General features: G+C 70.7%; 12 protein-coding genes. 5 read left to right on the forward strand and 7 right to left on the reverse strand.

Annotation, left to right across the window (positions count from 1 at the left end; all coding sequences use genetic code 11):
- Positions 1-7: 7 nt before the first annotated feature.
- Genes GQ57_RS07530 through GQ57_RS07540 form a run of 3 tightly spaced genes read left to right on the forward strand, consistent with a single transcriptional unit; the run spans position 8 to position 4,061 of the window.
- On the forward strand, positions 8-1,267 hold the full coding sequence (locus GQ57_RS07530) for a hypothetical protein (RefSeq protein ID WP_031398136.1): 1,260 nt from the start codon (positions 8-10) through the stop codon (positions 1,265-1,267).
- Positions 1,261-2,037 carry a DUF1266 domain-containing protein gene (locus tag GQ57_RS07535; protein ID WP_034197526.1) on the forward strand — a complete coding sequence of 259 codons (777 nt, stop codon included), beginning with the start codon at positions 1,261-1,263 and terminating at the stop codon, positions 2,035-2,037. Before GQ57_RS07530 ends, GQ57_RS07535 begins: the two co-directional genes overlap by 7 nt.
- Entirely contained in the window at positions 2,034-4,061 is a 2,028-nt protein-coding gene (locus tag GQ57_RS07540) for a DUF4034 domain-containing protein (protein WP_034197527.1), read from the forward strand. The genes GQ57_RS07535 and GQ57_RS07540 overlap by 4 nt, the downstream gene beginning before the upstream one ends.
- A gap of 45 nt (positions 4,062-4,106) precedes the next feature.
- Here GQ57_RS07540 and GQ57_RS07545 read toward each other — a convergent pair whose 3' ends face one another.
- Together GQ57_RS07545 and GQ57_RS07550 are read right to left on the reverse strand one after the other, a co-directional pair.
- Complete coding sequence (locus tag GQ57_RS07545; RefSeq protein WP_034197528.1) at positions 4,107-4,919, reverse strand: alpha/beta fold hydrolase; 813 nt, start codon at positions 4,917-4,919, stop codon at positions 4,107-4,109.
- Between the two features lie 70 nt (positions 4,920-4,989).
- Positions 4,990-5,490 carry a hypothetical protein gene (locus GQ57_RS07550; protein WP_034197529.1) on the reverse strand — a complete coding sequence of 167 codons (501 nt, stop codon included), beginning with the start codon at positions 5,488-5,490 and terminating at the stop codon, positions 4,990-4,992.
- Positions 5,491-5,869: 379 nt separating this feature from the next.
- Here GQ57_RS07550 and GQ57_RS44135 point away from each other — a divergent pair, with 379 nt between their 5' ends.
- The gene (locus tag GQ57_RS44135; protein ID WP_006405345.1) at positions 5,870-6,004 is read left to right on the forward strand and encodes a hypothetical protein; all 135 of its coding nucleotides are present in this window, start codon (positions 5,870-5,872) and stop codon (positions 6,002-6,004) included.
- A gap of 110 nt (positions 6,005-6,114) precedes the next feature.
- A complete protein-coding gene (locus tag GQ57_RS07560) occupies positions 6,115-6,891 on the forward strand; it encodes a class I SAM-dependent methyltransferase (protein ID WP_034197530.1) in 777 nt (258 codons plus the stop codon).
- Positions 6,892-7,119: 228 nt separating this feature from the next.
- Here GQ57_RS07560 and GQ57_RS07565 read toward each other — a convergent pair whose 3' ends face one another.
- The 5 genes from GQ57_RS07565 to GQ57_RS07585 all read right to left on the reverse strand — a co-directional run bounded on the left by GQ57_RS07565 (position 7,120) and on the right by GQ57_RS07585 (position 14,406).
- Positions 7,120-8,307, reverse strand: coding sequence for a beta-propeller fold lactonase family protein (locus GQ57_RS07565; RefSeq protein WP_031398130.1), 1,188 nt, complete (start codon positions 8,305-8,307; stop codon positions 7,120-7,122).
- A gap of 128 nt (positions 8,308-8,435) precedes the next feature.
- Positions 8,436-9,920: a M81 family metallopeptidase gene (locus tag GQ57_RS07570; RefSeq protein ID WP_034197531.1), complete on the reverse strand. Its 1,485-nt coding sequence runs from the start codon at positions 9,918-9,920 to the stop codon at positions 8,436-8,438.
- 190 nt (positions 9,921-10,110) lie between these two features.
- Positions 10,111-11,535, reverse strand: a complete 1,425-nt coding sequence (locus GQ57_RS07575; protein WP_034197532.1) for an aldehyde dehydrogenase family protein — start codon at positions 11,533-11,535, stop codon at positions 10,111-10,113.
- A 36-nt stretch (positions 11,536-11,571) separates the two neighbouring features.
- Positions 11,572-12,969, reverse strand: a complete 1,398-nt coding sequence (locus GQ57_RS07580) for an aspartate aminotransferase family protein (RefSeq protein WP_034197533.1) — start codon at positions 12,967-12,969, stop codon at positions 11,572-11,574.
- A gap of 45 nt (positions 12,970-13,014) precedes the next feature.
- Positions 13,015-14,406, reverse strand: a complete 1,392-nt coding sequence (locus GQ57_RS07585; protein ID WP_031398126.1) for an APC family permease — start codon at positions 14,404-14,406, stop codon at positions 13,015-13,017.
- Between the last annotated feature and the right edge of the window lie 145 nt (positions 14,407-14,551).

Genomic DNA, 14,551 nt, shown 5'->3' on the forward strand with positions numbered 1-14,551 from the left:
TGCCCCCGTGACCGAAACCCTGGCCGAATCCGCCTATCGGCCGCGCGATGTCGTCAATGCGCCCGACATCAAGGCGGCCATCGCACGCCGCAGCGTCGAGCGCGGCGATCCGGCCGAGATCCTCGCGTGGCTCGGCAACCACTTCTTCCGGTGGGTCGTCGGCGCGTTCGGGCACGCGCAGCCGCTCGACTCGCTCGCCGCTTACCGCGCGCTCGCCGGCGCCGACCGGCCGGCGCCCGACTGGCTCGTGCGCCGGTTCCTGACGCAGCCGACGTCCGCGGCCGAGCCGCGGCCGCTCTACTTCATCGACCCCGAGCACATGCTGCTGCTCGATCGCGAGCGCGTGCTGGTCGAATTCCTGCGCGCGCGCGCCGGCACGCGGCATGCGCGGAAGCTGCAGCGCATCACGTGCGCGATGGCGTTCGACATGTGGGAACGCGAGCACCAGCGGATGCAGGCGCGCCGCGACAAGGGCTGGGCGCCGAGCAGCGGCCTCGCGCTGCGCGAGGTGCTGCGCACGCCGAACGGGATCGTCTTCGAGTTCGACGGCCATCATGCGGCGCTGCGCGAGGAGCTGGCCTACGAGTCGTACCGCATGCAGCATTGCCTCGGCCAGTTCGCGGATCGCCGCCGGCTGCGCGGCGGATACGGCGAGCAGTACGCGCAAGCCGTGCAGGACGGCCGGCTGCGGCTGTTCACGCTGCGCGGCGCGGGCAACCAGCCGCACGTGACGATCAGCCTGTCGGTCGAAGGCGACGGCCTGCGCATCGGCCAGATCAAGGGCAAGCAGAACCGTCATCCGGTGCGCCGCTACGCCGACGACGTCCGCCGCTTCCTGCGCGCGCTCTCGCCGCGCGGCGAGCGCCATCCCGATTGCGAGGGCATGGGGCTCGTGTTCGAGCCGCAGGCGCCGGGCGCGACCGTCGGCGAATGGACCTTCGTCACCGACCTGCGCTCGCCCGACCATCTGCTGAGCGTGATGAGCGAGAACTTCCACCTGATCGAGCATTTCCCGCAGCCGCCCGCCGTGCTGCAATGGCTGCTGCTGCGCAACGCGCCCTACGCGCTCGACCGGCTGAAGCAGATCGACCCGGCCGTGGCGGCGGCCGCGCGGCACGCGCTGCCGGCCGCCGCGCTGTCCGGTGCGGCGCCGGACGCACCGGCGGCCGGCGCGACGGCCTTCGCGATCGAAGGCATCCCGATCGATCCCGCGCTGTGCGCGGCGCTCGTGTTTCCCGCGACGGCGGACGGGAGCCCGCCATGCTGAAACTGCTGATCGGCGTCGCGGTGCTGTGGCTCGCGCGGCTCCTGTGGCGTTCGCTCCTGTCCGCCGGGCGCACGATGCGCGAAGCCGACGCGGGCCGGGCGGCGGGCACCGACCGCGCGGACCCGGCCCCGCAGGCCACGCCGGTATCGCGCACGCGCACCGACCAGACGCCGCCGAACCGCCGCCGCTGGTCGCTGGCGCTCGCCGACATCCTGCTGATCCGCAACGGGTTGCGCTGCGATTGCGACGACCTCGTCCATGCGCTGCCCGACGCGCAGCGCGACAAGCTCGCCAGCCAGTTGCGGCGCGAACTCGACCTGCCGGCCGACCTGCCCGAGTCGCAGGTCGTGCAGCGCGTGCCGGCGATCCTCGCGGGCTGGATAGGCGGCGTCGGCCGTTCGCACGATGGCTTCTACGAACAGCTCGCACAGGAAGGCCGCGTGCGCGACGCGCTGGCGTTCGACTGCGCGCGCACCGCGTTTCTCGTGCGCTGCATCGCGCTGCTCGGCTGGGCGCCCGAACCGCAGGCGTGGGTCGTGCTGCTGCTCAATGCGCAGCGCGCGCAGGACAGCTTCGACAGCTGGGAAGACTTCGGGCTCGCGTATGCGCGCGCCCGCCAGCACTGGCTGCGCGGCAGCGGCCAGGACGGCCCCGCGTCGTCGCGCGCCACGCAGGAAGTGCACGAGCACCTGCGCGATCCGTCCGGAAACTGGCTTTCGCTGCCGTGGAAGGGCTACCGCATCTTCGATCCCCAAGCCGTTTCGTCATGACCACCGACACCGACATGCCCTCCGCCCCCGCCGACCTGATTCCGCCCGTGAAGCCGCGCTGGCTCATCTGCGACGTCGACACGCTGCTGCGCGCGGGCGAGCATGCCGCGCTCGACGCGCAACTCGACGCGGCGCTCGCCGCGAGCCTGACCGACCGCGCGGCCGAAGCGCGCTACGTCGACGCGTTGCCGGCCGACGCACTGCCCTGCATCGAGGCCGGCGCCGAGGGCCTCGCGCGCCTGCGCGCGTGGCAGGCGGCCCGCCCGCAATCCGCCCATGCATGGCTGTGCGAAGCGCATTACTGGCACCACTGGGCGTCCGAATACCACGACGCCGACTGGGCGGACACGGTGACCGCGGCCGGCTGGATCTGCGCATACGCGTGCGCCACGATGACGATCGTCGCCGCGCTGCGCGCGCTGACGCTCGCGCCGACGATGTGGAGCGCGCCGAACATCGTCTTCGCGAGCATGGCGTCGGCGGTCTACGAGCCCGAATGGCTCGCGCAGCTCGTGCGGCAGCGCCGCTGGCCCGTGACCGAGCTGCACCTGAGCGTCGAGACCGACCTCGGCATCGCCGCCGACGACACGGCCACGCGCGCGGAGCTGCAGCGCATACTCGCGCGGTCCGGGCTGACGCCCGACGTGCCGGTCGCGTGCCCGACGGCCTTTCCGGAAGCGCTGCCGGGCCCCGCGCAGGGCAGGAAACTGCGCAAGGGCAAGTGGTACTGGATGGACGCGACGCTGCATCTTCATCCGCACCAGTACGTCCCGATGCGCACGTTCGTCTGGTACATGCTGCCGCGCTGGGGCGGCTCGCAGGACCAGATTCGCGCGTTCGTCGAATCCCCCGCGTGCGCGCACCTCGACGCGGTCGAGAAGGACCGGCTGCTCCACGAGATCTGGCACGACGAATACCACGGCGAAACGCCGGGTCCGGACGACGACTCCGAGCACGCCCGGCGCGCGATGGCCGCCACGCTGGCGCGGGCCGACGCGGCGCTGCATCCGTATCATCGCTGGGAGACGCAGTACTGGCTGGCCCACGCGCACTACATGCGCGACGAGGCCGCGCAAGGGTATGCACGCCTGCAGGAGGCCGAGCGCCACCAGCCGATCGACGACAACACCGCGATGGAGATCGCGATCCGCCTGACGCTCGATGCCGATCCGCACGGAAACTGGCTGACCGGCGCGATCGAGCGCGCATCCGACGCCCGCGCATGCACGGCGGCCATGATCCTGCGCGGCTACGGACATCGCGCGGGCGCATTGGGCTTCGCCCGCGACGACGCGCGCGGCGCGGCGTGGCTGGCCGCCGCGCGCGCCAACGAACCGGCCTCGCCGGCCTGGAACCAGCTCGCGTATGCGCTATGCAGCGAAGGCCGGCGCAGCGAGGATGCCTTCGCGATCTGCGAGCTCGGCTACGAGGCCGGCGGCGATTCGTGCGAGTACCTGCTCGGCCTGTTCCACGAGGAGGGCGTGCACGTCGGGATCGATCTGCACAAGGCCGCGCACTACTACCGCCAGGCGATGGAAAGCGGCGGCAACATGGGCGCCTACAAGCTCGGCTACGCGTATCACCACATCGCCCAGGCCAGCAGGGACGACGCCGAACGCAAGCGCATGAAGATCGAAGCCGTCGAGGCGGCGCGCAAGGCGCACGACATGGGGCATACCGACGGCCTCGCATGCCTGCTGATGTTCATCGGCGATCTCGACGACATTCCGTCCCGCCATCGCTACCTGGACGAACTGCGCGGTCACGCGGAAAGCGGTCATCCGGCAGCCATGGCCGCGCTGTCGGGCATGCTCTGCGACGGCCGCGACAAGACGCTCTACAACTACCGCGAGAGCGTGCGCTGGATCATGGGCGCCCAGGCCGTCGCGCCCGACGACGAATACGTGCGCAACATGACGCGTGCATACCACGAGGACGGCGTGCTCGGCAGGCTGCTGTACAACATGCATCGCAAGCGGATCAAGGCGCACGAGATCCCCGGCGGCGACAACGCGATGGTGTGAGCGCGGGGCGGGCCGGGTGCGCGCGCGGCGGCCCGCCCGCGAACGTCAGCCCGGCAGCCGGTCGAGGAACGCCAGCATGACCGCGTTGAATCGCGCGGGCCGTTGCAGCGGCGCGAAATGGCTCACGCCCGGCAGGATCGTCAGCGTCGCGCCCGGGATCGTGCGCGCCAGATACGCCGCATGCTCGGGCCGGATGAATTCGTCGTGTTCGCCGAGCACGATCGCCACGGGCACGGCGATCGCCGCCAGATCCCGCGCGCTGTAGTCCGGTTGCGTGCGCATCATTTCGCTGACGGCCGCGACGAACGCGTCGAACCGCTCGGGCGTCGCGGACAATCGCATGTAGTCCTTGCGGTGGCGTGCGAAGCAGCGGTCCAGCAGCGGGCTCGGCGCCAGTTCCTTCGTGCCGCCCGGATCCATGTTGCATGCGAAGAAGAACACGCCGGCCGCGCGTTCCGGCGCGCGGGCGGCCAGCACGAGCGCGATGCACGCGCCGTCGCTCCAGCCGACGAAACGCGCGCGCCCGATGCGCAGCGCGTCCATGACCGCGAGCACGTCCGACGCCATGCGTTCGTAGGAATAGGGGCGCTCGTCGCGCGTGCTGCGGCCGTGGCCGCGGCTGTCGATCACGATCGCCCGGTAGCCGGCCGCGAGCAGCGCCGGCACCTGGTTGCCCCAGTTGCCGCCATGACCGAGGCCGCCGTGCAGCAGCACGACCGGCGGGCCCTGGCCGAACGACGCGTGCCGGATGCGCGCGCCGTCGTGTTCCAGCCAGCCTTCGGCGTCGGCCGCCGGCAGCGGCGGGCCGCCGTGTGCGTCGAAGCGGGCGAGGTCGTCGTCGTCGAGTTCCGCATTCATCGGGCTACCGTCCTGACAAGGGAGACGTGCCTGCGATTGTAATGCGCGCCGCCGACGCGGCAGGATGCGGTCAGGCCTGCGTCGACACCAGCCCGCCCGTCGACGAGCCGCCGGACTTCTCGAGCGCCTGTGCGAGCTGCGAAACCGCGCTCGACAGCGCCGCCGAGATCTCGCTCGCTTCCGCGCTCAGCGACTGCTGCTCGATCGCCGCCGCCGGGTCCTCCTTCGCGCGCTGGCCCGCGCTCGCCATCTGCTGCTCGATCTGGGCCAGCTGTTTCTGCAGCCGGTCGATCAGCTCCTTCAACTGGCTGACCGCCGGGCTGACCGACGACGCGCCGGACCCGCCGAGCGTCTCGCCCGTGGCGCCGGTCGCGCCCTGCGCGCCGGAGGTGCCGGAGGTGCCCGTCGTACCGTTCGTGCCCGTTGCGCCCGACGCATCCGTCGCGCCGCCGGTGGACGATGTTGCGGCGGTCGTAGCCGGCGTCGTCGCCGCGGCGCCCGACGACGCGCTTGCGGTCTGGCTGCCGGTCGCCAACGAGGCGTGCGTGGTCGTGGAGAAGTCGATCTGCATCGTGTCGGTCCGTATGTTGTTGGTCTGTAGTCGTGACAAGAAGGGCAGGAACTGCCTTCCATCGCGTTTACGGCATTCGTCACACGAAACTTGAATGGTGGAGCCGGACCGGTTTCACCGGCGATCGTCGCCGTTCGGCCACGAAAGGGCCAGATTAGGGGTATCGCGGCACTGGTAAAATCGCGGTTTTGCCGGCAAATGGCGCACGCCGTCGCCGGCCCGGCCCCGCCCGGGCGTGCCCGGCATGCCGCGCATGCCGGCGCCGCGGTCGCGGCTTCGCGGCCGCCTTGTCCGCCCGCCTGTACGCATCGCCCGCCGTTTCGAGCGGCCGACGCCGCGCAGCGCGCGCCCGCTTCATCACGCATTCGAGGAACCCACGATGGCCCGCATCGGCGCCTTCTGCATCACGACGTGGCTTGCCGCCGCGATTCTCTACTTCGGCCAGCACTCCGTCGCCATGATCGCGTTGAGCGGTGTCGTCGTCTTCGGCGGATTCGACCTGCTGCGTCCGTAAGCGCGCCGCGCGGCGGCGCCGTGCACGGTCGTGACGGCCGACGCGACTGTGATAGCCTTCCCGCACCATCCATCACGCGTGCGCCTCGCCGGCGAGCAGGAGACGGGAACTTGAATCACGACCTGAACCGCCCCCCGGCGCCCATCGCCTGCAAGGTGTGTGCGGCCCCCGCACGTCTCTGCGGCCTGGTCGATTTTTCGCGCTGCGGCGCCGACATCATTGCCGGGAAGAAAGTCGACCCGTATGCGGGCGTCCCGATCTACTACCACGCGTGCGAGCAATGCGGTTTCACGTGGGCGCCCGCGTTCGACAGCTGGACGCACGACGATTTTGCGCGGCACGTGTACAACGCCGACTACGCGCGCCACGACCCCGAGTATCTCGAGATCCGTCCGCAACAGCACGCCGACCTGCTCTGCAACAGCTTCCCGGACATGCGCGAAAGCCGGGTTCTCGATTTCGGCTCGGGCCTGGGCCTGCTGGAACGGAAGCTGACGTCGCGCGGCTTCGCGGACGTCACGTCGTACGATCCGTTCTCGCACCCCGTTCCCCCCGAAGGCACGTTCGATACGATCCTGTCGTTCGAAGTGTTCGAGCATCATCCGGCGCCGTTCGACCTGTTCGACCAGATCATGCGCTACCGGAAGCCCGGCGGCGCACTGCTGTTCCAGACGTCGCTGATCACCCCGGAGATCATCGCGCGCGGGATCGACCAGTGGTGGTACTGCGTGCCGCGCAACGGCCACATCTCGTTTCACACGACCCGTTCCCTGACGCTGCTTGCGCAGCGCCACGGGCTCGAATACGGCGCGTTCAGTCCCGAGCTGCACGTGGTGTTCGACCGTACGGCGACACCGCGCTGGCTCGCCAGGTTTCTCAATCCTTAACGGCAGGCTCCGGCCACCCGGCATGAAGCGGGCGCCGCGCGCAATCGCGCGGCGCGGCGGCGGCGCGTTGCCGGGACACCGAGGCGCGGTGGCGCGGTGGCGCGGTGACACGGGAACGCGGGCACACCGGCTCCGGTACACGACCGCGCTGCCGCGTTCATCGCGCGCCGCGCCCGTGTCGTCGCGGCCCGGCAGGCCGCCGCGCCCGGTCGAACCGATACCCGCGCGTCAGCGCGGCAGCGTGCGCAACGAGGACGGCCCGCCCGTCAGCGCGATCCGCTTGCCCGTATCGCGCAGCTTGCCGCCTTCCACCGCATACAGCGCCAGTTGCCGTTCGACGTTGAACTGCACGATCACGTGCCGGCTGTCCGCGGTGAACACGATGCCCTGCGCGGCTTCGCCGCCCGGCAATTCGCTCACCTTCACCGCCTGCCCGCCGCGGATCTCGAACAGCAGCACCTTGCCGATCTTGTGGCGGCCGGGGTTGTCGGGCGTCAGGTTCGAGCCGTCCATCGCCTGCACCGCGATCCACTTGCCGTTCGGCGAGATCGCGACGCCTTCCGGCAACGACGGCACCGTCAGATACTGGACCGTGCGGAACGGCACGCGCGACACGTCGATCAGCGCGATCGAATCGGCGTCGCCCGCGAGCGTGCCGGTATAGCCCGGCAGCCCCGCGAGCCCGACGTTGCTGACGACGGCCCAGCGGTTGTCGCTCGACACGTCGATCGTGTAAGGCGCCACGCCCGTGCTCAGGCGCGCGCCGCTGTCGGTCACCTTGCCGTCGTCGACGTTCAGCACCGCGACGCCCTGCTCGTCGCGCAGCGACACCAGCGCATGCTTGCCGTCGTGCGTGAAGCTGATCCCGGCCAGCCGCTTCTTGCCGATCTTCAGGCTGCCGTCGAGCGTCACCTGCGTGCCGTCGATGCGCAGGATCGACACGCTGCCGTCGACGTTCGCGACGAGCGCGAGCCGGCCGGCCCGGTCGATCGCGATCCCCTGCGGATGCGCGCCGAGCTCGATGCGCGTGACCGCCGGCGGCGCGGCGTCGAGCGTCACGACCTGCAGGAACGTGTCGTATACGAGCTGCTTCGCGGCCGTGTCGTAGCGCGTCGGCGCGCCGACGAGCGCGAGCTTCGCGTCGGGCGTGATCGCGACGGCCTGCGGCGGCCCCTGGATGCCGTTCTCGACGTCGACCTGCAGGGCGACTTTCGGCGGGAACGTGCTGGCGTCGAGCAGCGTCAGCGTGTCGGCGGGCGGCGAAGCCAGGTAGGTGTCGCGGCCCTCGACGCGCTGGTACTTGCCGTCGTTGCCGGACACGATCCAGTCGGCGGCGTGCACGGCAACGGCCGTCGTGGCGAGGGTCAGCGCGGCGAGCAGGCGCGCGCTGCGCGGGCGAAAGGAAATCGGTTGCATGTCGGTCGGTTCTCCGGATCGGTTGCGGACGCATTGGAATGGCTCGACCCTGCGGCTCGACGGGTCGGAGCCACCGCATGATGCCCGAAAGCCGGCGTGTCCGGCGTCTCGCGCCCGGTTGCTTTCCGTCAGCCCTCCCATCCGACGACGTCGTCGAGCGGATACACCGGCCGCACGAGCCGCTCGTAGCGGAACAGCCCGTAGTCCGAACCCGTCACGCCGCGGCTGTCGCATTCGACCAGCGCGGCCGCGATCGGCACGAACACCGGCCGGCAATACATGCGCGATTTCAGCAGCAGGAAGCGCGCGCGGCGCGGATCGACCCCGACGCTCTCGAACACGCCGAGATCCCACGGCTCCTGCGTCCGCTCGGTGACGACGAGCGTGGCCGCGCCGGTATCGAGCACGGCCGCGCGGCCCATGTAGGCCCGCTGGCCCGTGTAGGTCGGCCCGGTGATCACGTATTCTCCGTCGGTGAGCGCGCGCACGACGCCGGTCGCCCGAAACGGTTCGCGCCGCACGCCGCCGTGCGACGGCAGCCGGTTGCCGACCGGCACCGTGACGGTCGCGCCAACCCCCGCGTCGATCAGCGCCGCGACGGCCCGCGGGTCGCACAGCGGCCCGCTGACGATGCCGTCGAGCCCGTGCGCGAGCGCGGCCTCGAGCAGATCCATCGTGTCGCACGGGCCGCCCGACATGCAGTTGTCGCCGTGATCGAGCATCAGCACGGGCCGGTCCGCGCCGCGCGCCAGCGCCGCGGCCTGCGCGACCGATTCGGCAAGCGGCGCGCTGCGATAGACGAACGCGTCGCGCGCGTCCCAGATCTGCCGCGCGATGCGCTCGGCCACCGCGTCGGCCGCGGCCCGGTCGCCGTCGGCCACCACCACCACGCTGATGCACGGCGCGGGAATGTCCGCGAGCGAGAAGCCCGGCAGCACCGAAACCGCGAGCATCCCGTCCGCCTCGGCCGCCTGCGCGGCCTCCACCGCGCGCCGCATCGCGCCCTCCGCGCTCGCGCTGCGCAGCGTCGACGTCATCAGCGGCGGCTGCCGCCACGCGAGCACGGGCCGCGCACGGCCGTGGAGCCGGTCGAGCAGCAGGCGCGCCGCATGCTCGCCCGTCTCGTACATGTCGACGTGCGGGTAGGTCTTGAAGCTGACGATCACGTCCGCGTGATCGATCATCTTCTGCGTGACGTTCGCATGCAGGTCGAGCGCGACCGCGATCGGCGCGGCGGGCAGCGCCGCGCGCACGCGCGCGAGCAGGTCGCCCTCGCCGTCCGCGCTCTGCTCGGCGACCATCGCGCCGTGCAGGTCGAGCATCACCGCGTCGCAGCCGGGCGCCGCCGCGACGATCGCGTCGCAGATCGCCGCATACGCGTCGGCCGCGACCGGCCCGCTCGGGTTCGCGGCCGCCGACACGGGCGCGACGATCTCGGCGCCCTCACGCTCCGCCGCATCGATGAACGCGGCCATCGCGGTGCGCATCCCGCGGTTCGCGCGATACGCGTCGTCGCCCCAGTCGGGGCCGTCGCGGCCGAACGCGGCGAGCGGCGTCGGCACCGGCGAGAACGAGTTCGTCTCGTGGTTCATCCGGGCGATCAGGATCTTCATCGTGTCCCTCCCTCCGCGTTCGCGGCCGAATCGCATCGGCCCGCTGTCGTCTCAGCCACCCGCATCGTCGAGTTCCTCGCAATCGGTGAAACGATGAAATGATGAAACGGCGCGGCGCGCCGTCGCCGGAATTGCACCGCGGCCCGCCGGTTCGCTTGCCATCGCGAACCGGAACCGGGGCGCGCGTCGCTCAAGCGTACCCCGTCGTCCCCTTCGTCTCCAGATATTCGACGAGGCCGAACTCCGCATACTCGCGGCCGTTGCCCGAACGCTTGTAGCCGCCGAACGGCGCGGCCGGGTTCCACGGCGGGTAGTTGATATGGACGTTGCCGACCCTTAGCCTTGCCGCGACCCGGCGCGCGCGCTCGAGATCCTTCGACTGCACGTAGGCCGCGAGCCCGTACACCGAATCGTTCGCGAGCGCGATCGCTTCCTCTTCGGTCCGGTAGGTCATGATCGACAGGACCGGCCCGAAGATCTCCTCGCGCGCGATCGTCATGCCCGGCGTGACGTTCGAGAACACCGTCGGCCGCACGTAGAACCCGTCGCCAAGCCCGTCCGGCCGCCCGGGGCCGCCGGCGACGAGCGTCGCGCCTTCGTCGATCCCGAGCCGGATGAAGTGCTGGATGCGGTCGAACTGCGTGCGGCTGACCACCGGCCCGATGCCGGTTTCGGCCGAACGCGGATCGCCGACGACGGTCCGCTCCGCTTCCCGGCGCGCGGCCTGTTCGGCCTGCGCCAGGTGATCGGCATGCACGAGCATGCGCGTCGGCGCATTGCACGACTGGCCGCTGTTGCTGAAGCAGCTGCGCACCCCGCGCGTGACCGCGTCGTCGATATCGGCATCGGGCAGGATCAGGTTCGGGCTCTTGCTGCCGAGCTCCTGGTGCACGCGCTTCACGGTATCCGCCGCCGCCTTCGCGACCTCGACACCCGCGCGCGTCGACCCCGTGAACGACACCATGTCGACGTCGGGATGCCGCGACAGCGCATCGCCGACCTCATGCCCGTAGCCGTGCACGAGGTTGAACACGCCGGGCGGCACGCCGGCTTCGTGCAGGATCTCCGCGAACAGGATCGCGCTGAACGGCGCGATCTCGCTCGGCTTGAGCACCATCGTGCAACCGGCCGCGAGCGCCGGCGCGACCTTGCACACGATCTGGTTGATCGGCCAGTTCCACGGCGTGATCAGCGCGCACACGCCGATCGGCTCGTACGACACCCGCAGCGAGTCGGTCTGCGTGCTGAACCGGAACGACTGCAGCGCGCGGATCGTCTGTTCGAGGTGCGCGGTGCCGACCGCGGCCTGCATCGCGCGCGCGAACGCGATCGGCGCGCCCATTTCCTGGCTGATCGTCTGCGCGACCTCCTCGTAGCGGCGCCGGTAGATCTCGAGCACGCGCCGCAGCAGCGCGACGCGCTCGTCGACCGGCCAGCACGAATACGTGTCGAACGCGCGCTTCGCCGCGCCGACCGCGCGGTCGACGTCGGCCGCGCCGCCGATCCCGAGCTGCGCATACGGACGCGCCGTGCTCGGGTCGATCACGTCGATCGGCTTCACCCCGGCCGGGTCGAGCCACTGGCCGTCGATATAGGACTGTTGTGACGTTCGCATCGAATGCTCCTGATGTGACGGGTGCCGGCGGCGCGCTCAGCGCGTCGCCCGCGCATGGGTGTCGACAAGGATGTCGCGGATCCGCGCGACGAACCACACGATCTCGTCGCGCGACATCACGAGCGGCGGCGAGAACTGCACGATCGGTGTGCCCTCGTGATCGACGCCCGCGCGGCACAGCAGCCCCGCGTCGACGAGCGCGGGTGCGAGCAGCGTCGACACGAACGCCTGCGCGTCGACGCCGGCCGCCCAGCGGCGCGCGGCCTTGTCGGTCACGAGTTCGAGCGAGTAGTGGTAGCCGTCGCCGCGCACGTCGCCGACGCAGGGCAGCTCCAGCAGGCCGTCGAGCGTCCGGCGGAACACCGCCGCGTTGTCGCGGACGTTCTCGAGCACGCCTTCGCGCGCCATGATCGCGAGGTTCGCGAGCGCGGCCGTGCATGCGACCGGATGGCCGCCGTACGTCGCGCCGTGCAGGAACATCTGCTGCGGGCCGTCCAGCACCGTGTCGACCACCGCGTCGCTCGCGATCACGCCGCCGAGCGGCACGTAGCCCGACGCGATGCCCTTCGCGAACGTGATGAGGTCCGGCTTCAGCCCGTAGCGCGCCGACCCGAAATATTCGCCGAGCCGGCCGAACCCGCAGATCACCTCGTCCGCGACGAGCAGCACGCCGTGCCGGTCGCAGATGTCGCGCAGCCCGGCCGCATAGCCGGCCGGCGGCGTCAGGCTGCCGCCCGCGTTCTGCAGCGGCTCGACGACGATCGCGGCGACCGTATCCGGCCCTTCCTGCACGATCAGCGATTCGATCTCGTCGAGCAGGAGCCGCGTGAACTGCGCTTCCGTCTCGCCCTCCGGGCGCCCGTAGCGCTTCGTGTTGCCCACGTGCCGCACGCCCGACATCAGCGGCTCGAAATGCTTGCGGTAATTCGTCATCCCGTTCAGCGCGAGCGCGCCGAACGACGTGCCGTGATAGGCGACCCGCCGCGCGATGAACTTGCGCCGCTGCGGCTCGCCGCGCGACTGGTGATACTGGCGCACGAGCTTGATCGCCGCCTCGTTCGATTCCGAGCCGCTCGACGTGAAGAACACGCGGTTCAGGCCCTCCGGCGCGAGCGCCGCGAGCGTCTGCGCGAGGCGGATCGCCGGCTCGTGGCCGGCGCCCCAGTTGGTCGCGAACGGCAGCCTGACCATCTGCTCGCGGATCGCGTCGCCGATTTCCGCGCCGTGGCTGTAGCCGACCTGCACGCAGTACAGCCCGGCCAGCGCATCGAAGTAGCGCTTGCCGTTGCGGTCGACGAGCCAGCAGCCTTCGCCGCGCTCGAACACGGTCAGCGCGCGGTCGCGATACGCATCGGCGTGCGTGAAGTGCATCAGCAGGTGGCGCTTGCCGAGCGCCTGCAGGTCCTCGTCGAGATTGACGTCAACAGCATTCATGGGTCACTCCTCCTTCAGGGTTTCGAAACCGGCGCGGCCGGCGGTTCAGTGCATCGACAGCGTCGGCGCCGGGCGCGTGAAGCCGCGCGTCAGCCACACGAGCTGGCAGAGTCCGAGCGCGAGCCAGCCGAGGCCGACGTAGAACGTCTGGCGCGACAGTCCCGACCAGAGCCAGACGTTCATCGCGAAGCCGAGCGCCGGCAGCGCGCCGAACGCGATCCAGCCCGCGAAGCGACGATGCTCGGGGCGGCCCAGATAGCTGCGCATCACGCACAGGTTCACGACCGCGAAGGCGACGAGCGCGCCGAAGCTGATCATCGTCGACGCGAGATCGAGCGTGATGAACAGCGCCGACAGCGACACGGCGCCGACCGCGAGCGTCGCGCGCACCGGGGTGTGCAGCCGCGCATGCAGGTGGCCGAACACGCGCTCGGGCAGCACCCGGTCGCGGCCCATCGCGAACAGCACGCGCGTCACGCTCGCCTGCCCGGCCATCGCGCTCGCGAAGCAGCCGGCCACGTACACCGCGACGAACAGCGCCGACAGCGTGCCGCCGCCGATGCGCCGCATCAGTTCGAGGCTGGCCGAATCGAGATCCCTGAACGCGCGCCAGTCCGGGAACACCACGTGGCCGACGTACGCGACCAGCATGAACAGCGCGCCGCTCGCCAGCGTGCAGAGCAGGATCGCGCGCGGCACCGTGCGCGTCGGCTCGCGCGTTTCCTCCGACAGCGTGGTGACCGCATCGAAGCCGAGAAACGACAGGCACAGGATCGCGGCCCCGGCGAAGATCGCGCGCGCATCGCCCGACGACGGCAGCGCGACGGCCATCGACAGCCCTTCGCCGGCCGCCACCCGCGCCGATGCGATGACGAAGATCGCGATGAACACAAGCTGGCTCGCGATCAGGATCAGGTTCACGCGATTGACGAGCCGGATGCCGACGATGTTCAGCCCGGTGACCAGCGCGATGCTGCCGACGATCCACACGCCGGCCGGCACTGCGGGAAACATCTGCTTCATGTAGATGCCGATCGCGAGGTAGCTGATCATCGGGATGAACAGGTAGTCCATCAGCAACGCCCAGCCCACCATGAAGCCGGCCGACGTGCCGAAGTTGCGGCTCGCGAACGTGTAGGCCGACCCGGCGCTCGGCATCAGCCGCGCCATGTACCCGTAGCTGCGCGCGGTGAACAGCATCGCGACCAGCGTGACCGCGTACGCGGCCGTCAGATGCCCGTTCGTCTCGCTCGTGACGAGCCCGTAGGTCGTGAACACCGTCATCGGCAGCATGTAGGCGAGGCCGAAGATCACCAGCGTCGCGAGGCCGAGCGGGTGCGGCCGGCGGCGTCCGTCCGCGTCGTGCCGCATCGCGTGCGCCCCGACGTCATGCGTCGCGGCGGCTGATGCGTATCGGGCAGGGCTGTCGTTGTCCATGCGGTCCTCACGTGGGTGGCGTCGATGACTTCAACACGCGTTCGCCCGGCACGGCCGGCGGGGCGCGAATGAAGGAAAGTGTGGTGCGCCAAAAAATCGGCCACGAATGAGAAATGCGGACGTTATCGGGGGATATTGACGGACA

This window comes from Burkholderia sp. MSh2 (genome assembly GCF_000731655.1).
In the GTDB taxonomy this organism is placed as follows: domain Bacteria; phylum Pseudomonadota; class Gammaproteobacteria; order Burkholderiales; family Burkholderiaceae; genus Burkholderia; species Burkholderia paludis.